The organism is Streptomyces sp. NPDC033180 (genome assembly GCF_055577645.1).
Genome location: NZ_JBVIPU010000013.1, coordinates 15,512 through 35,753, shown reverse-complemented (window position 1 = coordinate 35,753; position 20,242 = coordinate 15,512). Strand labels below are relative to the sequence as shown.

Genomic DNA, 20,242 nt, shown 5'->3' with positions numbered 1-20,242 from the left:
ACCTTCAGCTGAACGAGACGCTAGAAGCCCTGGCACCCGGTGTCAACGGCAGACCGGGTGCGTGTGATTCTTACTTGACCAGGAGGTCCAGGAGTCGGTCCACCTCCGCGGCAGGATCCGCGGTGAGGCCCGTGTGCACCGGCCCCGGCTGCACGACGGTCGAGCGCGGGGCGATCAGCCATCGAAAGCGCCGTCCCGCATCGTCCCGCCCGGCCTGACCTGCCTCTTCATCCCCGGCGCAGATCCGCTCGACGGCGCCGAGCGCGGCCCTGATGCCCCCGAGATCGGCTTGCGGGTCCAGAGCCCGCAGCTTGCCCTCGTCGAGATGCGTGCGGGCTGCCACGAAGGACTCGGCCCGGCAGTAGACCACCACGCCCCCGTTGAACTGCTCGCCGCGCTCCACGCGGGGCACGACGCGCACCAGGGCGTACTCGAAGACGTGCCGCTCGGCCGGCGGTGGCTGCTCGGTCACTGGGTGGCGCCCTTCCGCTGCGGCTCGGACAGGCTCTCCGGCAGCTGGATCCGTTCGTGGATGGTCTTGGCCCGCGCCAGCAGCGCCGTCACATAGGCGCGGCGTACGGCGTCGGGGTCATCGAAGCCGGGCTCGTCCACCAGCCACGCGTCGGGCACGTCGGCCGCGGCGGCGGCCAGCAGCTCCTCGGTGACCAGCGGGGCGAGCTCGGTGGCGGCGGTGGCGACATCGGGCCCGAAGGGGGCGAGGGCGTGGTCGGACGCGTCGTACGGCTTGGCGGCCGCGGTCTCGGCGGTGCGCCAGTTGTGGTGCCAGATCATGCTCGCGCCGTGGTCGATGAGCCACAGGTCGCCGCCGGCCACGAGCATGTTCGGGTTGCGCCAGGAGCGGTCCACGTTGTTGATGAGCGCGTCGAACCACACGACGCGGCCCGCCTCGGCCGGGTCGATGTCGAACGCGAGCGGGTCGAAGCCGAGGGCACCGGAGAGGTACTCCATCCCGAGGTTGAGTCCGCCGCTCGACTTGAGCAGCTCCTGCACCTGCTGGTCGGGCTCACCGAGGCCGAGCACCGGGTCGAGCCGGACCTGGGCGAGGCTCGGCACCCGGAGCCCGAGGCCGCGCGCGAGCTGCCCGCAGATCACCTCCGCGACGAGCGTCTTGCGGCCCTGCCCGGCCCCGGTGAACTTCATGACGTACGGCGCGTACGTTCCCCGGCCGTCGACGGCCTCGACGAGACCGGGGAGCGATCCGCCCTCCCGCAGGGGTGTGACGTAGCGGACCGCGGTGACTTCGGTGAGCATTGCCCCAGGTTAATCGCCCCAGGTTGATGCCGGTCCGAACTCGGCTCGCGCAAGAAGTGCTTGAGGGCTTGAACACAGCGGCGCGTGGCCTCGTACCACCGGACATGACCCTTTCGAAGGAACCTCTTCCCCAGCCCTCCCGCCGTTCGGTCGTCGCCGCGGCGGGCGTCGTCAGCCTGGCCGCGGCCCTTGCCGCCTGCGGTGAGAGCGACGACGGTTACGACTCCGATGCGGCCGCCGAGCAGAAGCCCGATGAGGCCGCCGATGGCGCGGCCGGCGCTGCGCTCGCCAAGACGTCGGAGATCCCGGTGGGCGGCGGCAAGATCTTCAAGGCGGAGGGGGTGGTGGTGACCCAGCCCACGGAGGGCGAGTTCAAGGCCTTCTCGAACCGCTGCACCCATAAGCAGTGTCCGGTGACGAGTGTCGAGGGCGGCACCATCAACTGCCCTTGTCACGGCAGCAAGTTCTCCATCGCCGACGGGAGCGTGAAGGCTTCCCCGGCACCGAAACCGCTGCCCGCCGCCGAGATCAGTGTGGACGGTGACTCCATCACGCTGGCCTAGGACGTCTCGATCACACCGGCCGGCCGGGGACGTCTCGGTCACGCCGGGGCGGGGCGCTTCCAGCTGCCGAGGACCTCCTCGGTGGTGGCGATGGTGGCCACCAGGGAGAGCGTGTTGCGGATCATCGCGGGTGCGTAGTCGGAGGGGACTCCCGCGATGGCGTCCGACGGCACGACGGCGGTGTACCCCAGGTTCACGGCGTCGAAGACGGCGTTCGGTATCGCCACGTTCGCCGACACACCGGTCACCAGGAGGGTGCGGCAGCCCAGATTGCGCAGCAGCGGGTCGACGTCCGTGCCCGCCAGGGGTGAGAGGCCGTGCAGCCGCCGTACGACGAGGTCCTCGTCGGCCACCTCGATGGGCGGGGCGATCCGCACGGCCCTGGTCCCCGAGAGCTGCTGCACGGGCAGCCGCCCCGCGGCGCGGAAGAGGCGGGCGTTTCGGTTGGCGCCGCGCCCGTCGGGCCGCCGCTCGGCGACGGCGTGCAGGACCTGGACACCGGCCCAGTGGGCGGCGGAGACGAGCCGCGCGACATTGGCGAGGCAGCCCGACGAGCGTGCCTCGTCGGCGAGTTCGGGCAGCGCGCTCTCCGTCCCCACCACGCCCTGCTGGCACTCGACGGTCAGCAGCACGGTGGTGGCGGGGTCGAGGAGTTCCCTGAGCTGTTCGTACGACGGCATCGCTCCCCCTGTCCGGGTCGTCCGGATCGTCCGGCCGGCCGGTCGGCCGGCGCCCGGGATGCGCGGAGGTTAGCCGCCATTGCGTCACGACGGAAGAGGCCGCATGCTTTCCTGACACAGCATCCTGACGGGTAGTCAGTTCTCGCTGTGCGCCCACCTTTTCCACATGTCGCGGGAGGACCTATGGCCGTCACACAGCGCCGGGGCCGCAGGATCATGATGTCGCCGGACGAGCTCGACGCCTACCTCGCCGCGGAACGCACCTGCCGGGTCGCGACCGTGTCCGGCGACGGCGCCCCGCACGTCAGCGCGCTGTGGTTCGCCTGGGACGGCACGTCCTTGTGGCTCTTCTCGATCACCCGCAGCAAGCGCTGGGCCGACCTGCGGGGCGACCAGCGGATCGCCGTGGTGATCGACTCGGGCGTGGAGTACGGGGAGTTGCGGGGCGTGGAACTGTCCGGGACGGCGGTCTTCGTCGCCGAGTCACCTCGGATGGGTGATCCATGCCCCGAACTCGACGCCCCTGAGCGCCTTTTCGCCCAGAAGTACTTCGGGATGGAAACGATGCCGTACGACGGGAAGCACGCGTGGATCCGGCTCACCCCCGACGCGATCACGTCCTGGGACTTCCGGAAGCTGGCGGAGCTGCAGGCCCGCCCCTGAAGGGCCCGCCCCCGCCCGGTCAGCCCACCCCGGCCCCGGCCACCTGGAGCGCCTCCACCGCCGCCCTGATCGAGGGACGGCGGTCAGCGTCCGCGCGCCACACCACGTACACATGACGGTGCACCCGGTGGCGTACCGGAACGGTCCTGACCCCGGCCGGCATCGGATCGCGCCCCAACTGGGGTGCCACGCACACGCCGAGCCCCGCGGCCACCAGCGCGAGCTGGGTGTGGTGCTCCTCCGCGCGGTGCGCGATCCGCGGCTCGATGCCCTTGGCGCGCAACGTGAACATCAGCCACTCGTGGCAGAACTCCCCCTCCGCCCAGGCGATCCACTCGTCGTCCGCGAACTCCTCCAGGTCCACTTCGGCACGGTCGGCGAGGGGGTGCGCCGCGGGCATGGCGACATCGGCGGGGTCGTCCAGGAGGGACGCCTTGACCAGGCCTTCGGGCATCGGCAACGGCTTGTTGTACCAGTCGAGGACGACCGCCATGTCGATGTCGCCGCGCACCACGGCGGCCACCCCGGGCTGCGGCTCCATCTCCTGGGCGCGGACGCGCAGGCCGGGGTGTCCGCCGCGCAGCGCGGTGAGCGTGGCGGGCAGCAGTCCGCGCATCGCTGTGGGGAACGCGGAGATCCGCAGCTCGCCGACGGCCTTGCCGCGCTGCTCCTCCAGGTCGGCCTTGGCGAACTCCACCTGGGAGAGGATGCGCGCGGCATGCTCGGCGAGCAGCCGTCCGGCATCGGTCAGGCGCACTCCGCGGCCGTTCTTGGCGAGGAGCTGCTGGCCCACCTCGCGCTCCAGTTTGGTCATCTGCTGGGAGACGGCCGACGTCGTGACGTGCAGTCCGGCCGCGGCGCCGCTGACCGAGCCGTGCCGGGCCAGAGCGTCGAGCGTGCGCAGGCGCTCCAGGTTCAACATGTAAGCGATGCTACGCGGTACTGGGCAGCTAATTTCGCTTGTTCTACGAGGTCGGAGGCTTCAATGTGACGTACATGCACGTCACCACCACCCCTCCCGGCAGCACCGCCGCCACTTCCTCGTCCTCCCCCACCTCCCCCACCTCCCCCACCTCCCCCGCCTCCCCCGCCTCCCCTGTCGAGCCGAAGCGCCGCCGCCCCCTCGGCTGGCGACTCCGCTTCGGCATCCTCTCGCTGATCTGGGGCTTCAGCTTTCTGCTGATCAAGGTGGGCACGGAGGCCTACGCCCCCTTCCAGGTCACTCTGGGGCGCCTCCTGTTCGGCACCGCCATCGTCGCGATCGTCCTCGTGACGAAGCGCGAACGGCTGCCGCGCGGGGCACGGACATGGGCGCACCTCACCGTCTCCGCGCTGCTGCTCAACGCCCTGCCGTTCTCGCTCTTCGCGTACGCCGAACTGACGATCCCCTCCACGCTCGCCGGCATCTGCAACGCGACCTCACCCCTGTGGGGCATGGCGCTCTCCATGGTCGCGCTCTCCGAGGACCGGCCGACGCGGCGCAGGGTCGCGGGGCTCGGCATCGGCTTCTTCGGAGTGCTCACCGTGCTCGGCGCCTGGCAGGGATTCAACGGCATCGACTTCCGCGGCACGTCGCTGGCGCTGCTCGCCTCGCTGAGCTATCCGGTCGGCTGGATCTACGTGCGCCGCACCCTGGCGGGATCCGGTCACTCGAACCTCTCGCTGACCGGCGCCCAACTACTGGTCGCGACCGTCGAACTGGCCGTCGTGACGCCGTTGTTCACGTCGATGCCCACGCACTTCCCCGTCGTGCCGCTCCTCGCCATCGTGGCACTGGGTGCCATCGGCACCGGGCTCGCCTTCCTGATCCAGTACGACCTCGTCTCCGAGGTCGGTCCGACGACGGCCCAGATGGTCACGTACTTCGTCCCGGTCATCGCCACCGCCGCCGGCGTCGCCGTACTCGGCGAGTCCCTGAGCTGGTCGACGCCGGTCGGCGCGGTGATCGTCCTGGCGGGTGCGGCGCTCACCCAGTCCAGGCCGCGCGATCGCGCGCGGAGCCGCCCCGATCACTCGTAGCGCCGTGCCGGAGCGGGCCCGGTGGCGGATGCGACGGCGTCCGCCACCGGTTCGATGTCCTGGTCCCCGAGCGTCGACACCGTGATCCGTACGCCGGGCCGCGCGCTCATCCGGAAGCGCGCGCCCGGAGCGACGGCCCACCCCGCGTGCAGCAGCCTGGCGACCGCCCCGGTCTCGTCCGGCACGGGCACCCACACGTTCATGCCGCTGCGCCCGTGCGCCATTACGCCCCGCAGGGCGAGCGCGGCGATCAGGGCGTCACGCCGCTTCCCGTAGGACGCGGCGACCCCGCCCGTGTCCACCGACCCGTCCGTCCACAGACGCACGACAGCGCGCTGCGAGATGTGGCTGACCCACCCGGGGCCGAGTCGCTGCCGCCCCTGGACGCGATCGACGGTGACGGCGTCCCCGGTGAGCAGGGCAAGGCGCAGATCAGGGCCGTACGCCTTGGCAGTGGAGCGGATGAAGGCCCAGCTGCGGGTCACGCCCGCCAGCGGGTGCAGCGGCAGATCGACGATGGCGTGGCCGTGGTCGTCCTCGACGAGCAGCACGTCCTTGTGCGCGGAGAGGACTTTTCGCAGCGCACGCGCGCGCGGGGCACTGATGGCGGCGCCCGTCGGGTTCTGGGCACGGTCGGTGACGATCAGCGCCCGGACGCCGCCACGCAGCGCGTCCTCCACGTCGGCGGGCAGCGGCCCGTCGTCGTCGACGCCCACCGGGACCGTGCGCAGGCCTAGCACCGGCATCAGATCGAGCAGGCTGCCCCAGCCGGGGTCCTCCACCGCCACCGAGTCGCCGGGCTTGACTTGAGCGGCCAGCACGCGCTCGATGGCGTCGAGGGACCCGGATGTGACGGCCACAGGACCGTCCGGCACGCCGTCCTCGTCGAGGGCCACGCGCGCGTGGCGGCTCATTTCGGGGTCCACGGCCTCCTCCCCGTACAGGACGGGACGCCGGTCGCCCTCGGCTGCCGCCGCCGCGAACGCCTCTGCGAGCGACGGCAGCAGCGCCGTATCCGGATTGCCGTTCGACACGTCACGGACGCCGTCCGGCACGTCCACGCGGATCAGCTCACGCACCGTCGTCGCGGGCTTGGGGCGTACGCGGCTGCCGCGCCGCCCCGCCGTCTCGATGACGCCGCGTTCGCGCAGCGTGCGGTAGGCGGCGGCCACCGTATTGGGATTCACCCCGAGCCGCTGCGCCAACTCACGCATCGGGGGCAGGAGTTGACCCGGCTGCAGGTCTCCGCCCCCCACCGCGCGCTCCACGCTGGCAGCGATCTCAGCTGCGCGTCGTCCTTCGATCCGATACTCTCCTAGCACAAACCAGATTATGCACTAGTGCAATGGAGAAGGCAATGAGCGTCGCATCCGGGTCCGGCATCGAGACGGGCGCCGAGACCGCCACCGACACCGCCTCGTACGCGCCGACCGACCTCACCGTCCCCACCCGCGGGCGGGACCGTGCCGCGTACGACCAGGAGTTGGTGCACGCGATACTCGACGAGGCCTACGTCTGCCACCTCGGTTTCGTACGCGAGGGCGCTCCCGTCGTCCTGCCGACGCTGTACGGCCGGGTGGGCGAGCGGCTGTACGTGCACGGTTCGACGGGTTCGAGGCCGCTGCGGATGGCGGCCGGCGCCCCGCGGGAGGACCCGGGCCTGTCCGTCTGCCTGACCGTCACCCACGTCGACGGCCTGGTCCTCGCCCGTTCGGCCTTCCATCACTCGATCAACTACCGCTCCGTGGTGATCCACGGCACCGCCCACCAGGTCACGGACCCCGAGGAGAAGCGCACCGCCCTCGACGCGCTCGTCGATCACGTCGTGCCGGGCCGCTCCGCCGACTCCCGCCCCGCGAACGCGAAGGAGCTCGCGGCGACCGCCGTGCTCAGCCTCGACCTCTCCGCGGTCTCCGCCAAGGTCCGCACCGGCGGCCCGAACGACGACCCCGAGGACCTCGACCTCCCGCACTGGGCCGGCGTCGTCCCGCTGCGCAAGGGCCACGACCCGCTCGTCCCGTCGGCCGACCTCGCCCCCGGCATCGACGTCCCCGACTACCTGATCGAACTGTGATGCTGATCCACCCCTGGGACGCCCCACGCTCCGACACCGAGTGGCAGCAGTGGCTCGCGGGCCACGACTTCGGCCAGCTCGCCGTGAACGGCCTGCCCGGAGAACCCCCGCACGTGCAGCCCGCCCACTTCGCCTTCGAATCCGGTCACGGCCCGCTCGGCAGGGTGATCACCCACCTGGCACGCCCCAATCCGCTGTGGCCCGCGCTCGAAGCCGATCCCGAAGTACTGCTCAGCGTGGTGGACGACTACGTGTACGTGCCCGGCCCCTGGCAGGCGCCCCCGGACGCCCCGCCCGAGCACGGCGTGCCGACGAGCTTCTACGCCGCCGTCCAACTCCGCTGCACCGCCCGCATCGTGGACGCCCCGGAGGAGAAGGCCGAGCTCCTCAACCGCCAGGTCGCCCACTTCCAGCCGGAGGGCGGGTCGGCCCCGGCCGCGGTGGGCAAGGCCCCCTTCGGCCGCATGCTCTCCGGCATCCGCGCCCTGTGCCTCGAAGTGACCGACGTACGGGCGAAGTTCAAGTACGCGAGCCACAAGCCGCAGGAGGTCCAGGACCGAATAGCAACAGGCCTCGCGGAACGAGCGGGCCCACGAGACGCGGCAGCACGCACCCTCCACCTACGCCGCCGCTGAACGCCCCACAAGCGGCACGGGCTGAGCCACACGCGGCCCCACGGCAGGACGCGCACCCCGCTACGGCACCGCTACACCCCGCAAGGGACGCGAGGCTGAGCCACACGCAGCCCCGCAACACAGGCACGCACCTAGCTACGCCGCCACTGCACCCCACAAGCGGCACGGGGCTGAGCCACACGCGGCCCCACGGCAGGACGCGCACCCCACTACGGCACCGCTACACCCCGCAAGGGACGCGAGGCTGAGCCACACACAGCCCGCGGCACAGGCACGCACCTAGCTACGCCGCCACTGAACACCCCGCAAGGGACGCGAGGCTGAGCCACACGCAGCCCGCGGCACAGGCACGCACCTAGAACGCCGCCGCTGAACACCCCGCAAGGGCCACGAGGCTAAGACACCCGCGGCCCGCGGCACAGGCACGACCACCCCCCACCGGCCCTCGGGCTCAAGACAACACTCGCGGGGCACGGCCATTCCAACCGCGCCCCGCGAGAACCCGCCGCGCAGCGACCGTCTCCGCGACCGCGAGGCCCATCACCGCCGCCAGCATCACCAGGGTGCCGAGCACCGTCGTCACGGTCAGTTCCTCGCCGAGCAGCACGACCGCGATGACCGCCGCGCTCAGCGGTTCGAGGAGCGTGATCACGGAGACGGTCGCGGACCGTATGACGGCGGCGCCCGCGAAGTACAGGGCGTAGGCGACCGCCGTCGGGATCACGACGATGTACAGCAAGTACAGGCCCAGCCGCGCTGGTTCCGCGGCGTGCGGCACGAGCCCCTCCGCCGCGGCGAGCGGCAGCAGGCAGACCGACACCACGGCGAACGACCAGACCGTCGTGTCGGACGAGTCGGCACCACCGTCCCGGCCCCACCACCGCGTGAGCAGCGTCATCGCGGCGTACGCGGCGGCCGAGAGCAGCCCCCACCCGGCGCCCGCCGGACGCACACTCGCGTCCCCGCCGCCAAGGACGAGCACCACGAGCCCGGCAAGCGCCCCGGCCACCGCGACGACACCGCCGCGCCCGAGCCGCTCCCCCATGGTGAACCGCGCCCCGATCGCGATGAGGACGGGCCCTGCCCCCATCGTGACCACCGTGCCGACCGCGAGCCCGGTCGACTCGACGGCCGCGAAGTAGGCGGTCTGGAAGACGGCGAGGGCCACGCCGGTCGCCACGATCCGCGGCAGCCTGCGCCGCAGCGGCGTGCCGGCGACAGCGGCGGCGTCCGCGGACCGTCGGCGCGACCGCACCAGCCGGACGGCGAACAGCAGCACGAAGCCGCCCGCGCAGCGCCAGAAGGACAGGCTGACCGGTCCCATGTCGCTGGCCTTGAAGACCAGCGCGGCGGCAGCACCGGCGGTGCCCCATGCCGTACCGGCGACGATCAGATAGAAGAGGCCTCGTCCGACGGACAGGCCGGAGACAGCAGTCGACACATTTGACGCATCGGACACGTCAGGCACGTTCGGCACGTGAGTTCTCCGCAGAAAGGAAAAGAAGGTCCCTGGCTCCGTCTGCGGGCAGCGTCGTTCCACCCGGCCACCGGCCGGGTGTGTTCCAGGAGGCGCCCGCGCCTAAGCGGCGGGGGGCGGAAGAACGAGCGCGCGGGAATGCATGATCAACACCCTAGACGGCAGTGCCTGTTGCCGACAACCGCTCTTCCGACTCCGGCGTCCCGCCCGCAGCCGGCCCCTGGCGGGGCTTGGCGGGAGTGGACGACTGCGCGATGAACGCCCCCGCGAGGACCACGGCGCCCCCGATGATCTGCGGTGCCGACAGGTGTTCGCCCAGCAGGACCCAGGCGAGCACGGTGGCGATGACCGCTTCCAGACAGGCCACGACGCCCGCCACCTGCGGCGAGAGCCGCCGCACCGAGAGCACCCCGGTGACGTACGCCACCACGGTCGCGACGAGCACGATCCAGCCGATGAGCACCCACGCGGGCACGGCCGTGCCGTCCATGGACGCGCTCCCGGCGAGCACCGACCAGTCCATGCCCCAGGGCCGCGCCACGACGGTCAGCACCGCGGCACCGATCAGCAGCCCGTACGCGATGACGCCGAGCGGATCGGGGGCGTCGTCGCCCGCGTCGCTGCCCTGGTCGGACAGGACGAAGTAGCCGACCTGGCAGCACGCTGCGCCCAGCGCGAGCAGCAGTCCCACTGCGTCGAAGCTCAGCCCGGCCCACACCTCGACGACGCAGGCGAGCCCGCCGACCGCGAGCACCACGCCGACGGCGGCCGCGCGCGTCACGGGCCGCCGCTGCACGAAGCGCACCCAGCCGAGCACGAGCGCGGGCGCGAGGTATTCGACCAGGAGCGCGACGCCGACCGGAATGCGGGAGATCGCCGCGAAGTAGCAGGCCTGGACGCCGGCCACGGCGAGCAGGCCGAAGCCGAGGAGGAGCGCGGGCCTGCGCAGCAGCAGTCCGCGGTGGCGCCAGGCGACCGGCAGCATCACCAGGGCGGCGCCCGCCACCCGCAGCCACACCACGTGGAGCGGGTCGAGGCCCGCCTCGATCAGCGGCTTGGCCGCGACGCCCGAGCCGCCGAAGGCGACCGCCGATCCCAGGGCGAGCCCCAGGCCGACGCCCCTGCCCCGGCTCAGCCGCGAGTCTGTCTGATTCCCCTGAGACGCTTGCACCGGCACATCATGACAGGACGTGTCATGAGCGTCACCCCCGATAGAACCTGTCTCAATCGGCGGACGTCTCCGCGTACGGATCGGTGAACGCGCCCGCGGACGTCTCCGCGTACGGATCGACCAACGCACCCGCGGAGCTCCCGGTGAACGGGTCGTCCTCGATCCCCCGTAGGATCACCTGCGCGTCGGCCCCGGCCCGTCCAAGGACCTCGACCGCGCGACAGTCCGGGTCGGCGACGAGCGCCGCCAGGAGATCGATGCCCAGGGCCCGCGCTTCGCCGCGGCGGCCGGCCCGCTCGACGGCCACCTCCATGGCGGTGCTCGCGGACGGCGACCAGCCCGTCTCCTTCGCGGGGCTCACGGGTGCGGAGTACCCCGCCCGCACCATCGGCACCGCTCCGGAGTCCTCGACCGTCCCCTGCCACTGCAGGCCGTAGCCGATGCTGCGCTGGACGAGATAGCCGAGCAGCCGCACCACTTGCGCCCCGTCGTCGAAGGCCGCCCGCACATCGGGGTCGGTCTCGAGGAGGGAGTGCAGCAGGTGCGCGGTGTCGATCTGCCGGTCCCCGTCCCGTACGGCACGCCGGCGCGCGCCGGCCACCACCGACGTCAGCGCTGCGCTCAGTCGGGGGTCGGTCTCTGCTCTGGTCGGGCCGGGCTCGGCGCCCCGCGGGGTACGGCTTTGCACATCTTCCACCCCATCAGCCCCCGAGGGCCGCGTCATCGGCGGCGGGAAGCATCTTCGCGTCCGACACAGGTTGGGTACGCATGAGCGGCCTCTCCTCCTTACGGATGAGATCAGGCTGTTCTTCCCCGAGGGGCGCGCGCCGCTCTGATTCGCGCCGGGCAGGCAACCGTGGCGCACCGGCCACTCGTCTTCGGGCATGGAGTGCAGGTGCTGGATGGTCGCGCTACCCGCGATCGACGGCAGGCAGTACGTGTACCGGGTGTACGCACCCGAGAACGCGCTGCCCGCCGATCTCTTCTGGGAAGCCTGGCACTGCCACGACGAGGGCCCGTTCCCCAGGGCGTGCGATCTCTTCGACGCGGCGGTGATACGCAGGGTGGGCTAGTACGCGAGGGGGCCGACGCCTGCGCGCGGGCCCACCCCGACCGCCCTACGCGGGCCGCGTCCCGATGACGACCGTCGCGTACATTTCCTCGTCACTCACCGACCGCGGCGCGAGACCGCCGTCGACGACCGCTTCCAACGCGTACGGCACCTGCCGCTCACTCGTCTCGAACAGCAGCCGACCGCCGGGAGCCAGCCAGCGCGCGGCGTCCGCGGTCACCCGCCGCAGGACGTCGAGGCCGTCCGCTCCACCGTCGAGCGCCACACGCGCCTCGTGGACACGGGCTTCCGCCGGCAGCAGACCGACCTCGTCGGTGGGTACGTAGGGGACGTTCGCCAGCAGTATGTCGACACGGCCCCGAAGAGCGTGCGGCAGCGGCTCGTAGAGATCGCCCTCGTACACCCGCCCTCGCACATCGGCGACGTTGCGGCGCGCGCACCGCACGGCGGCGGGGTCGATGTCGGCGGCGTGCAGCTCGATTCGGCCGACGGAGGCGCCGAGTGCGGTCCCGAGCGCGCCCGAGCCGCAGCACAGGTCGACGACGACGGCGCCGGGCGGAGCGAGAGCGGCGGCCTGCCGCACGAGGAACTCGGTGCGCCGCCGAGGGACGAAGACGCCCACGTCCACGGCGATCCGCAGACCGTGGAACTCCGCCCAGCCCAGGACGTGTTCGAGCGGCTGACCGATGACGCGCCGCTCCACCATGGCGGCGAGTTCGGCGGGGTCACGCGCGGTGCTGACGAGCAACTCCGCCTCGTCCTCGGCGAAAACACAGCCGGCGGCGCGCAGCCTGGTGACGACGGCGGCTGGAGCGAGGGGTGTTATGGGCGGTGACGCGGGCGATGCGGGTGACGATGGTGAAGCCGACATGAGAAGAGAAACCTTTCGGGACGCCTGTGGGGCTCCCTTCGGTCACCTATGCCGGGTGAACCGCGCGGTCGCGAAGGGGGAGCACCCGACCTGCTGCTGCGGTAATGGGTCTCACCTCCTGGGTCCGTCTCCCCGCGTCCGTCGCGGGGGAAGGCAACAGTACCCGACCCGGTTCCGGGCGGCATCGCCGGAGCGACCACAACACCTGACGGTTCATCAGTATTGAATGTTCCGGGCCCTGCGGCTACGTTCCGCGACACCGCAGCTGCGCTCCGCCGCAGCGCCCGAAGAGAAGGGGTCGTCGCATGGCCGAAGTCAGCGCGGAAGCACGGATCGAGGCGCCCGCCGAAAAGGTCTGGGCCCAACTCACCGACCTCTCCTCGTACGGCGAGTGGAACGCCACGCACACGAGTTTCCCCAAGGGCGCCCCCACGACACTGGAGGCGGGCGGCACGTTCGCGGAGAACATGAAGCTGATGGGCTTCCCCGCCGAGGTCGAGTGGACGATCGAGGAGCTGGTGAGCGAGCGCACCCTTGCGATCAGGGGCAAGGGCCCGATGGGCGTCACGGTCGGCACCCGCTACACCCTCTCCCCCGAGGGGGACGACGCGACGAACGTGCGCATAGACGGGGAGTTCACGGGCGCGGCGGTCTCCTTGATGGCGGGCAAGCTGAAGGACTCGGCCACGGCCGCGCTGAACGAGTCACTGCGGAAGCTGGCGGGCTTGGTGACCTGACCCCGGCGCGAGCCCCCTCACAGGTGGAGGGGCGCCCCCACACATGAAGAGGCGCCCCACACGCGAAGTGCGGGGCGCCTCAGAAGCAGCGGGGACCATCGCCCCCAGCCGCCTCAGTCCTCATCGGCGAGGATCAGGTACAGCTTCTTACGGGCGTCGTTGATGACCGTGAGAGCCTTCTCGCGCTGGTCCTTGCTGCCGGTCTTCCAGACCTGGCCGAACGCCTCCATCAGACCGAAACCGGCCTGCCGGATCTCGCTCAGTGCCTCCCAGTCGACCCCGCGCCCGGCCTCTTCCCAAGGCGCGTCGGGACCTTCGTCGGCCGCGGTGCGGCCGGCATCGGTGAGCGAGAAGAGCTTCTTGCCGCCCTCGCTCGCGCTGCTGATCAGGCCCTCGTCCTCCAGAAGCTGGAGGGTGGGGTAGACCGAGCCGGGACTGGGCTTCCACGCCCCGCCGCTGCGCTCGGCGATCTCCTGGATCATCTCGTAGCCGTGCATCGGCCGGTCCTTCAGGAGGGCCAGGATCGACGCGCGTACGTCACCGCGCCTCGCCCTTCCTCGCGGACCACCCCTGCCGCCACGCCCGCCCCAGGGACCACCTGGTCCACCGGGTCCGCCGAAGCCGGGCCCGAAGGGACCGAACGCCGCGCGCCGCCCCTCGAAACCGCCCCGGCCCTCGTGGCCGGGGCCGCACTTTCCACGTCCGTGCTCGTGTTCGTAACCGTGGGAACGCATCGCCATCACTCCTCTTGTGTCAGTGATCAACCGTGTAGTCGTTGATCAGTCGCGATGCGTCAACGATATATCGGAACTGTTCACCTGGCAAGCCCCTTCCCGAAAGGCCGGCCGTCCTGTTCCACCGGGCCTTGACCGGCCCCACCGAAGTTCGACGGCCGCCCGTGCCGGCCCGGCCGGACCGCCGTCCGAGGCGGCAGCCCTGGCCCGGGCTCGCCCCTGCGCCGACTGACCAGCCGCGCGGGCCCGGGCCGCGGTCCGGCAGACACCTTCCGCAGCCCGGACCGCGGGCCGCGGCCACTCGCCGTTGCGGGCGCCCGCAACGGTCAGCTCATGTGCGCCTTGACGTGGTCGACCACCTCGCTCAGCTCCTTCGCCGGCGAGAAGTCGACGTACTCGCAGTCCTCGATCGCCTCAGGGGCATGGCCCGGCGCCCAGTAGAAGGCCTGCCCGGCCTCGTAGGTCTCGTCGCCGGACGCCGTCCGCATCTTCAGCCGCCCCTTGAGCAGGTAGCCCCAGTGAGGGCACTGGCACAGTCCGTCCGGCATCCCCGTGAGAGCCGGCGCCATGTCCGCACCCTGCGGAAGCCGCACGAACGCGACTGCCATGCCGCCCCCGACATCTCGCATGCGAAACTCCACGCCACCCCCTTCGATCGCGACGGGAGTGTCGTTCCGCGTCGTCGCCGTCATGGTTTCCTCCTCATCGCCCCCTGTGGCAGAGCCCGGAAATCCCCGTCACTTCCAGCGTGTGCCTGGTCCGCGCGGGACGCGAGGCGAGGTCGCCGGGCAGCCCATCAGGCCACTCACCCTCAATTGGCCTTGTCCCACACCCATATTGGCCCGCTAGCGTCGTCGACATGCCGACTTCTCAGCCTTCTCACCGCATCCGCATCGTCGACGCCTTCGCCGACCGCCCCTTCGCGGGCAACCCTGCTGGCGTCCTCCTCCTCGACGCCTTCCCCGAGGACGCCTGGCTCCAGAAGGTGGCCGCGGAGGTCAACCACGCCGAGACCGCCTTCGCCCACCGCCTCCCCGCGGACGCCGAAGCCGACTGGGCCCTGCGGTGGTTCACCCCCGCCACCGAGGTCGACCTCTGCGGCCACGCCACGCTCGCCACCGCCCACGTCCTGCAGGTCACCGGCTCAGTCGAAGGCTCCGTACGGTTCGCCACCCGCAGCGGAGTCCTGACGACGATCGCGCACGCCGACGGCGCCCTCACCATGGACTTCCCGACCGCCCCGCTCACCCCGGCCGAGACCCCCGACGGCGTGGCGCGGGCACTCGGCGCCGAGCCGCTCGCGGTGTTCGACGCCGGGGCGAGCCTCGGCGACCTGCTGGTCGAGCTCGCCGACGAGAAGACGGTGCGCGCCCTGACCCCGGACCACAGGGCCCTCGCCCAGTACTCCGAGCGCGGCATCATCGCCACCGCACGCGCCGAAGACCCCACCCGCGGCTACGACTTCGTCTCCCGGGCCTTCTTCCCCAATGTCGGCATCGACGAGGACCCGGTGACCGGCAGCGCCCACACGGCCCTTGCCCCCTTCTGGTCCCATCGCCTTGGCCGCACGGAGCTCACCGGCCTGCAGGCATCGGCCCGCAGCGGCCTGGTCCACACGGAACTGCGCGGCGATCGCACCCTCCTGACGGGCCGCGCGGTCACCGTCATCGAGGGCGACCTGTACGCCTGACAGGTCCGCGACGCCCGACATCACTGTGGGGACGTACGACCCGGTCATACGTCCCCACAGCCACCCCAGGAACCACCCGCCTGCCCGCCCCCTACGGCGTCGGCGCCCCCTACGGCGTCGGCAGCCACCCCACCTTCCCCGCGAGCAGCGCGTACCCGACGAACGCCCCGATATCCAGCAGCGAATGGGCCACCACCAGCGGCCCGACCCTCCCCCACCGCCGGTACAGGAGCACGAACACCACCCCCATCGCCATGTTCCCGATGAACCCGCCGATGCCCTGATAGAGGTGGTACGAGCCGCGCAGCACCGAGCTCCCGACCAGTGCGGCCATCGGCGTCCACCCCAACTGCCCGAACCTGCGCAGCAGATAGCCGACCACGATCACTTCCTCGAGCACCGCGTTCTGCACCGCGGACAGCACGAGCACCGGGTACTTCCACCACACGTCGGGCAGGTCCTCCGGCACCACCGTCAGGTTGAACCCCAGCCCGCGCGCCGCCAGATAGAAGGCGATCCCGGTGCTGCCGATCACCGCGGCGATCGCCGCCCCGCGCCCGAGGTCCGGCCACGGCCGGCTCCGGTCGAAGCCGATCGAGCGCAGCCCCGCGCCCTCCAGGATCAGGAAGTGCGCGACCAGCGCCACCGGCACCAACGCGGTTGAGATTCCGAACAACTGCCACGCGAGATCAAGCCACGGCCGCCCCGGGGCGGCCGACGCGTTCATGGTCGCCGCCTGATCCTTCAGACCGCCCGGCTTGGTGACCGATCCGACGAAGCTGATCAGTGCGGACACCCCGCTCGCGCCCAGCGAGAGCGCCAGGACGAGCAGTGTCTCGTCCCGGAGGATCCGTCGCGTTGGCCCCTCGCCCCGAAAAGAACCGGCCAACGGCCCGGACTCCGCTTGCACTCCGCCTCCAGTTGAGTAATCCCGCCTCATCCCCATCCCCGTTTCGCTAGGGTCTCGAAAGAAGTTACGAAGACCGTGCGCGACAGGCCGAGGGGGACGGACGCCGACTGCGGTCATGCCGCCCCCTCTTTCCTTGCTCCATTGCTCAAGGAGGGGCACCACCGCCATGGGACGTCACAGCTTGCCCGATGATTACGGGACGGACGCACCCGACCCTCGGCCTCGTACGCGCGGGCGCACGGTGGCCATCGCGACGGCGCTCGTCCTGACGGTCGCGGCGGGCACGGCGGTCGCGGTCCGCAGCGACCTGCTGGCCTTCGGCGGCGCGTGCCACGACGACACGGTGAAGCTGGACGTCGTCGCCGCCCCCGCCATCGCACCCGCCCTGCGCGCGGCCGCCGACGACGCGCGCGAGAAGGACGTCACGTCCGACGGGGCATGCATCGACGTACGGGTCTCGGCCCGCGATGCGTACAAGGTCGCCGACGAACTACGCACGGGCGAGGGCGACCCCGGCTACGACGTGTGGGTGCCGGACTCCGACCTGTGGGTACAGCGCGCAGGCCTGGGCGGCAAGCAGAGCAAGGTGTCGCCCGCGGGAAACATAGCCTCATCCCCGGTGGGCATGGCCATGATCCCCTCCGCCGCCGAGACCCTGGGATGGCCCAAGAAGACGTACAGCTGGCCCGAGTTGACCGGCGCGGCGATGAAGGACGACAAACTGCGGCTCGGCGCCGCCGATCCCGCACGCAGCGCGACCGGCCTCCTCGCGCTGGCGAAGCTGAGCGCGTCGGCGAAGAAGTCGGGCGGCAAGGACGGCGACACCCGGGCCGCCGGGATGGCCAAGGCGCTGTCCGCACGCACGTCCGACAGCGACAGCCAGCTCCTCGACACCCTGGCGCGCGACGCCTCCGGCACCGAGCAGGGCAACCCGCGCCGCAACCAGGCGCTGATCCTCTCCGAGCAGGCCGCGTTCGAGCACAACGCGTCGGCGGGTGAGGAGAACAGCCTGGACATGTTCTATCCGAAGGACGGCTCGCCGCGCCTCGACTACCCGTACACGCTGGTCCAGGAGGACGAGCTGTCCACGGACCAGAGCCGGGCCGCCCTGCGCTTCATGACCCTGTTCAGCGACGAGGGCGGCCGCGCGATCCTGGAGAAGCACGGATTCAGGACCGGCGCCGAGGCCCCCTCGGAGAAGCTCGTCACGGCGGCCGGCGGCCGCACGCCCCAGCCGTACGACGACGAGGCGAGCGAGCCGCCCTCCGAGAAGGAGATCCAGGAGACGCTCGGCATGTGGACGATCACCGTCCAGAGCGCACGGCTCGGCACGGTCGTCGACGTCTCGGACTCCATGGGCGAGTTCGTGCCGGGCCGGGGGCAGACCCGGATGGAGGTCACCAAGTCCTCGCTCCTTCAGGCGCTCGCGGGATTCACCGACGAGGACGAGATCGGCCTGTGGGAGTTCGCCACCCTCCTGGACGGCGAGCGCGACTACCGCAAGCTCGTGCCGACCGAACGGCTCGGCGACCGCAAGGGCGAGGCCACCCAGCGGGACAGGATCTCGGAGGCCTTCGGCGACCTCACGCCCATCCCGGGCGGCGCGACCGGCCTGTACGACACCACGCTCGCGGCGTACAAGGAAGCCACGTCGAGCTACGCGAGCGGCAAGTTCAACGCACTCGTGGTGCTCACGGACGGCGCGAACCAGGACCCCGGCTCCATCGCGCGCAGCAACCTCATCTCGCAGCTGGAGAACCTCTCCGACCCCAAGCGCCCGGTGCCGCTCATCGCCATCGCGGTCGGCCCGAACGCGGACAAGGAGGAGGTCGTGCAGATCGCGGAGGCGACCGGCGGATCGGGCCATCAGGTCGACGACCCGGCGCAGATCCACGCGGTCATCCTCAAGGCCATCATGGAGGCGGGCAGCCACGGCTGAGCCGACCCCCGTGCGCCTCCGCTCAGGTCACCTCAGCTCAGGGGGGGGGCACCTCAGCTCAGGACGGCCGGTTCGGGCAGCCCCACCGGCCAGGTGTGCACCGGGTCCCCCGCGTGCATCAGCTCGGCATAGCGCCGCGTGGTCGCGGCGAGCGCCTCGTCGCGTTCGAGCCCGGTCTCCAGGGCCTGGTGGTACGTCGCGGCCTGCCAGGACGCGCCGTTCACCCGGCGCCTGCACCGCTCCTCGATGACGCCGAGGTAGAAGTCGCGGTCGGCCGGCTCGACCCCCCAGGCGTCGAGCCCGGCCGCGGCCAGCGGCAACAGCTCGTCGCGAACGAGCGCGACCGCGGGCACCTCCACGATCCCGCCCGAGCGGCCGCGCCGCGGCCACTTCAGCCGGGCCTCGATGCCGTCGCGGCACGCGGTGTCGAAGTTGGCGGCCGCGGTCTCGAAGGGCAGCCGGGTCCACACGGGCCTGGGTTCCTCGGCGAGGGCGCGTACGACGCCGTAGTAGAAGGCGGCGTTGGCGATGACGTCGGTGACGGTGGGGCCCGCGGGCAGCACGCGGTTCTCCACCCGCAGGTGCGGGACGCCGCCCGCGATGCCGTACACGGGGCGGTTCCAGCGGTACACGGTGCCGTTGTGCAGGACGAGTTCACCGAGCTGCGGCACCCGGCCGTCGTCGAGCACCTCCAGCGGTTCCTCCTCGTCCATGAGAGGGAGCAGCGCGGGAAAGTAGCGCAGGTTCTCCTCGAAGAGCTCGTACGCGTCGCTGATCCAGCGCTCGCCGAACCAGGTCCGCGGCCGCACGCCCTGGGCCTGGAGTTCGGGCGGACGGGTGTCGGTGGACTGCAGGAACAGCGGCGGCCGCGACTCGCGCCACAGCTCACGCCCGAACAGGAACGGCGCGTTGGCGCCGACGGCGATCTGCGCCGCGGCGACGGCCTGGGCCGCGTTCCACACGTCGGCGAACCGGCCCGGCGTGACCTGGAGGTGCAACTGCACCGAGGTGCACGCCGCTTCGGGCGCGATCGAAGCGGACGTGCAGCTGAGTCGCTCCACGCCCTGGATGTCCAGGACGAACTCCTCGCCGCGCGCGGCCACGATCTGGTCGTTGAGCAGTGCGTAGCGGTCGACGTCGGAGAGGTTTCCCGAGACCAGGTCGTGGTGCGCGAGCGTCGGCAGAATGCCGATCATCACGATGCCGGCGTTCACCTCGTTCGCTTTCCGGTGAGCATAGGCGAGGCCGGTGCGCAGCTCCTCGGCGAGACGGTCGAGAACACGTCCGCCCAATCGGTGCGGTGCGATATTGACTTCAAGATTGAACATTCCGAGTTCCGTCTGGAAGTCCCGGCTCGCGATCCGTTCGAGAACTTCCCCATTCAGCATTCTCGGCATGCCGTCGGGCCCCGCGAGATTCAACTCGATCTCCACACCCATCAGATTCTTGGGCCGATCGAACCGCTCCTCGTCCAACAGCCTCCGCAGCCCCGCCAGACACTCCTTGAGCTTGGTCCTGTACCGGTTCCGTTCGGCCAGATCAAACGTTCCCGCTACGACCTTCTCTCCCATCGAAGCGTCCCCTCCTCGGATGGGCAGCCAATGATCCGGCCGCTGTGTCTCGGTGGATGATGCCCTGCAATGTGATCGATAACGCCCCGCACATGCCCCCGGCCCAGTACGCTCTTTGCCAAGCCCGAGCGGCACATTCACCAGGCATGAGGTGCGCCGGCGAA

At 71.3% G+C, this 20,242-nt stretch carries 22 protein-coding genes; 9 read left to right on the top strand and 13 right to left on the bottom strand.

Features of this window, described 5'->3' with window-relative positions; translation table 11 throughout:
* Nucleotides 1–70 precede the first annotated feature (70 nt).
* On the bottom strand, nucleotides 71–472 hold the full coding sequence (locus ACZ5WE_RS28885) for a DUF3037 domain-containing protein (RefSeq protein ID WP_467693292.1): 402 nt from the start codon (nucleotides 470–472) through the stop codon (nucleotides 71–73).
* Entirely contained in the window at nucleotides 469–1,272 is an 804-nt protein-coding gene (locus ACZ5WE_RS28880) for a HipA family kinase (protein WP_467693290.1), read from the bottom strand. The genes ACZ5WE_RS28885 and ACZ5WE_RS28880 overlap by 4 nt, the downstream gene beginning before the upstream one ends.
* Before the next feature lie 104 nt (nucleotides 1,273–1,376).
* Between ACZ5WE_RS28880 and ACZ5WE_RS28875 the strand changes: the two genes are divergently transcribed.
* A complete protein-coding gene (locus ACZ5WE_RS28875; RefSeq protein ID WP_467693288.1) occupies nucleotides 1,377–1,835 on the top strand; it encodes a Rieske (2Fe-2S) protein in 459 nt (152 codons plus the stop codon).
* Nucleotides 1,836–1,873: 38 nt separating this feature from the next.
* Here ACZ5WE_RS28875 and ACZ5WE_RS28870 read toward each other — a convergent pair whose 3' ends face one another.
* Nucleotides 1,874–2,515: a cysteine hydrolase family protein gene (locus ACZ5WE_RS28870; protein ID WP_467693286.1), complete on the bottom strand. Its 642-nt coding sequence runs from the start codon at nucleotides 2,513–2,515 to the stop codon at nucleotides 1,874–1,876.
* Between the two features lie 183 nt (nucleotides 2,516–2,698).
* Here ACZ5WE_RS28870 and ACZ5WE_RS28865 point away from each other — a divergent pair, with 183 nt between their 5' ends.
* Complete coding sequence (locus ACZ5WE_RS28865) at nucleotides 2,699–3,178, top strand: pyridoxamine 5'-phosphate oxidase family protein (RefSeq protein ID WP_467693284.1); 480 nt, start codon at nucleotides 2,699–2,701, stop codon at nucleotides 3,176–3,178.
* Nucleotides 3,179–3,197: 19 nt separating this feature from the next.
* On the opposite strand, the gene ACZ5WE_RS28860 is transcribed toward ACZ5WE_RS28865, so the two are convergent.
* Entirely contained in the window at nucleotides 3,198–4,100 is a 903-nt protein-coding gene (locus ACZ5WE_RS28860) for a LysR family transcriptional regulator (RefSeq protein ID WP_467693282.1), read from the bottom strand.
* 74 nt (nucleotides 4,101–4,174) lie between these two features.
* On the opposite strand from ACZ5WE_RS28860, the gene ACZ5WE_RS28855 reads away from it, so the two are divergent.
* Nucleotides 4,175–5,197: a DMT family transporter gene (locus ACZ5WE_RS28855; protein ID WP_467693280.1), complete on the top strand. Its 1,023-nt coding sequence runs from the start codon at nucleotides 4,175–4,177 to the stop codon at nucleotides 5,195–5,197.
* Here ACZ5WE_RS28855 and ACZ5WE_RS28850 read toward each other — a convergent pair.
* Nucleotides 5,188–6,519, bottom strand: coding sequence for an aminotransferase class I/II-fold pyridoxal phosphate-dependent enzyme (locus tag ACZ5WE_RS28850; protein ID WP_467693278.1), 1,332 nt, complete (start codon nucleotides 6,517–6,519; stop codon nucleotides 5,188–5,190). The two genes, ACZ5WE_RS28855 and ACZ5WE_RS28850, sit on opposite strands and share 10 nt — an antisense overlap.
* Nucleotides 6,520–6,554: 35 nt before the next feature.
* Here ACZ5WE_RS28850 and ACZ5WE_RS28845 point away from each other — a divergent pair, with 35 nt between their 5' ends.
* Both ACZ5WE_RS28845 and ACZ5WE_RS28840 read left to right on the top strand, forming a co-directional pair.
* Nucleotides 6,555–7,271 carry a pyridoxamine 5'-phosphate oxidase family protein gene (locus tag ACZ5WE_RS28845; RefSeq protein ID WP_467693276.1) on the top strand — a complete coding sequence of 239 codons (717 nt, stop codon included), beginning with the start codon at nucleotides 6,555–6,557 and terminating at the stop codon, nucleotides 7,269–7,271.
* Nucleotides 7,271–7,906: an FMN-binding negative transcriptional regulator gene (locus ACZ5WE_RS28840; RefSeq protein WP_467693274.1), complete on the top strand. Its 636-nt coding sequence runs from the start codon at nucleotides 7,271–7,273 to the stop codon at nucleotides 7,904–7,906. The genes ACZ5WE_RS28845 and ACZ5WE_RS28840 overlap by 1 nt, the downstream gene beginning before the upstream one ends.
* 451 nt (nucleotides 7,907–8,357) lie before the next feature.
* Here the strand turns inward: ACZ5WE_RS28840 and ACZ5WE_RS28835 are convergent, their stop codons facing one another.
* The 3 genes from ACZ5WE_RS28835 to ACZ5WE_RS28825 form a co-directional block, all read right to left on the bottom strand.
* Nucleotides 8,358–9,347 (bottom strand): DMT family transporter, encoded by a 990-nt coding sequence (locus ACZ5WE_RS28835; protein WP_467693596.1) that lies wholly within the window; start codon nucleotides 9,345–9,347, stop codon nucleotides 8,358–8,360.
* A gap of 190 nt (nucleotides 9,348–9,537) precedes the next feature.
* Nucleotides 9,538–10,560 (bottom strand): EamA family transporter, encoded by a 1,023-nt coding sequence (locus ACZ5WE_RS28830; RefSeq protein WP_467693272.1) that lies wholly within the window; start codon nucleotides 10,558–10,560, stop codon nucleotides 9,538–9,540.
* 46 nt (nucleotides 10,561–10,606) lie between these two features.
* Nucleotides 10,607–11,242, bottom strand: a complete 636-nt coding sequence (locus ACZ5WE_RS28825) for a peptidase (protein ID WP_467693270.1) — start codon at nucleotides 11,240–11,242, stop codon at nucleotides 10,607–10,609.
* Nucleotides 11,243–11,456: 214 nt separating this feature from the next.
* On the opposite strand from ACZ5WE_RS28825, the gene ACZ5WE_RS28820 reads away from it, so the two are divergent.
* Nucleotides 11,457–11,627, top strand: a complete 171-nt coding sequence (locus ACZ5WE_RS28820; RefSeq protein ID WP_453400012.1) for a hypothetical protein — start codon at nucleotides 11,457–11,459, stop codon at nucleotides 11,625–11,627.
* 45 nt (nucleotides 11,628–11,672) lie between these two features.
* On the opposite strand, the gene ACZ5WE_RS28815 is transcribed toward ACZ5WE_RS28820, so the two are convergent.
* Complete coding sequence (locus ACZ5WE_RS28815) at nucleotides 11,673–12,497, bottom strand: putative protein N(5)-glutamine methyltransferase (protein WP_467693268.1); 825 nt, start codon at nucleotides 12,495–12,497, stop codon at nucleotides 11,673–11,675.
* A gap of 305 nt (nucleotides 12,498–12,802) precedes the next feature.
* Here ACZ5WE_RS28815 and ACZ5WE_RS28810 point away from each other — a divergent pair, with 305 nt between their 5' ends.
* Entirely contained in the window at nucleotides 12,803–13,234 is a 432-nt protein-coding gene (locus tag ACZ5WE_RS28810; RefSeq protein WP_467693266.1) for a type II toxin-antitoxin system Rv0910 family toxin, read from the top strand.
* A gap of 113 nt (nucleotides 13,235–13,347) precedes the next feature.
* Here the strand turns inward: ACZ5WE_RS28810 and ACZ5WE_RS28805 are convergent, their stop codons facing one another.
* Entirely contained in the window at nucleotides 13,348–13,968 is a 621-nt protein-coding gene (locus tag ACZ5WE_RS28805; protein WP_467693264.1) for a PadR family transcriptional regulator, read from the bottom strand.
* 326 nt (nucleotides 13,969–14,294) lie between these two features.
* Nucleotides 14,295–14,660, bottom strand: a complete 366-nt coding sequence (locus tag ACZ5WE_RS28800) for a cupin domain-containing protein (RefSeq protein ID WP_467693262.1) — start codon at nucleotides 14,658–14,660, stop codon at nucleotides 14,295–14,297.
* A 167-nt stretch (nucleotides 14,661–14,827) separates the two neighbouring features.
* Here ACZ5WE_RS28800 and ACZ5WE_RS28795 point away from each other — a divergent pair, with 167 nt between their 5' ends.
* Nucleotides 14,828–15,658 carry a PhzF family phenazine biosynthesis protein gene (locus ACZ5WE_RS28795; protein WP_467693260.1) on the top strand — a complete coding sequence of 277 codons (831 nt, stop codon included), beginning with the start codon at nucleotides 14,828–14,830 and terminating at the stop codon, nucleotides 15,656–15,658.
* A 109-nt stretch (nucleotides 15,659–15,767) separates the two neighbouring features.
* Here ACZ5WE_RS28795 and ACZ5WE_RS28790 read toward each other — a convergent pair whose 3' ends face one another.
* Nucleotides 15,768–16,568, bottom strand: a complete 801-nt coding sequence (locus ACZ5WE_RS28790; protein WP_467693258.1) for a CPBP family intramembrane glutamic endopeptidase — start codon at nucleotides 16,566–16,568, stop codon at nucleotides 15,768–15,770.
* A 166-nt stretch (nucleotides 16,569–16,734) separates the two neighbouring features.
* Between ACZ5WE_RS28790 and ACZ5WE_RS28785 the strand changes: the two genes are divergently transcribed.
* On the top strand, nucleotides 16,735–18,507 hold the full coding sequence (locus ACZ5WE_RS28785) for a substrate-binding and VWA domain-containing protein (protein ID WP_467693257.1): 1,773 nt from the start codon (nucleotides 16,735–16,737) through the stop codon (nucleotides 18,505–18,507).
* 53 nt (nucleotides 18,508–18,560) lie between these two features.
* Here the strand turns inward: ACZ5WE_RS28785 and ACZ5WE_RS28780 are convergent, their stop codons facing one another.
* Nucleotides 18,561–20,078, bottom strand: coding sequence for a glutamate-cysteine ligase family protein (locus ACZ5WE_RS28780; RefSeq protein ID WP_467693255.1), 1,518 nt, complete (start codon nucleotides 20,076–20,078; stop codon nucleotides 18,561–18,563).
* Between the last annotated feature and the right edge of the window lie 164 nt (nucleotides 20,079–20,242).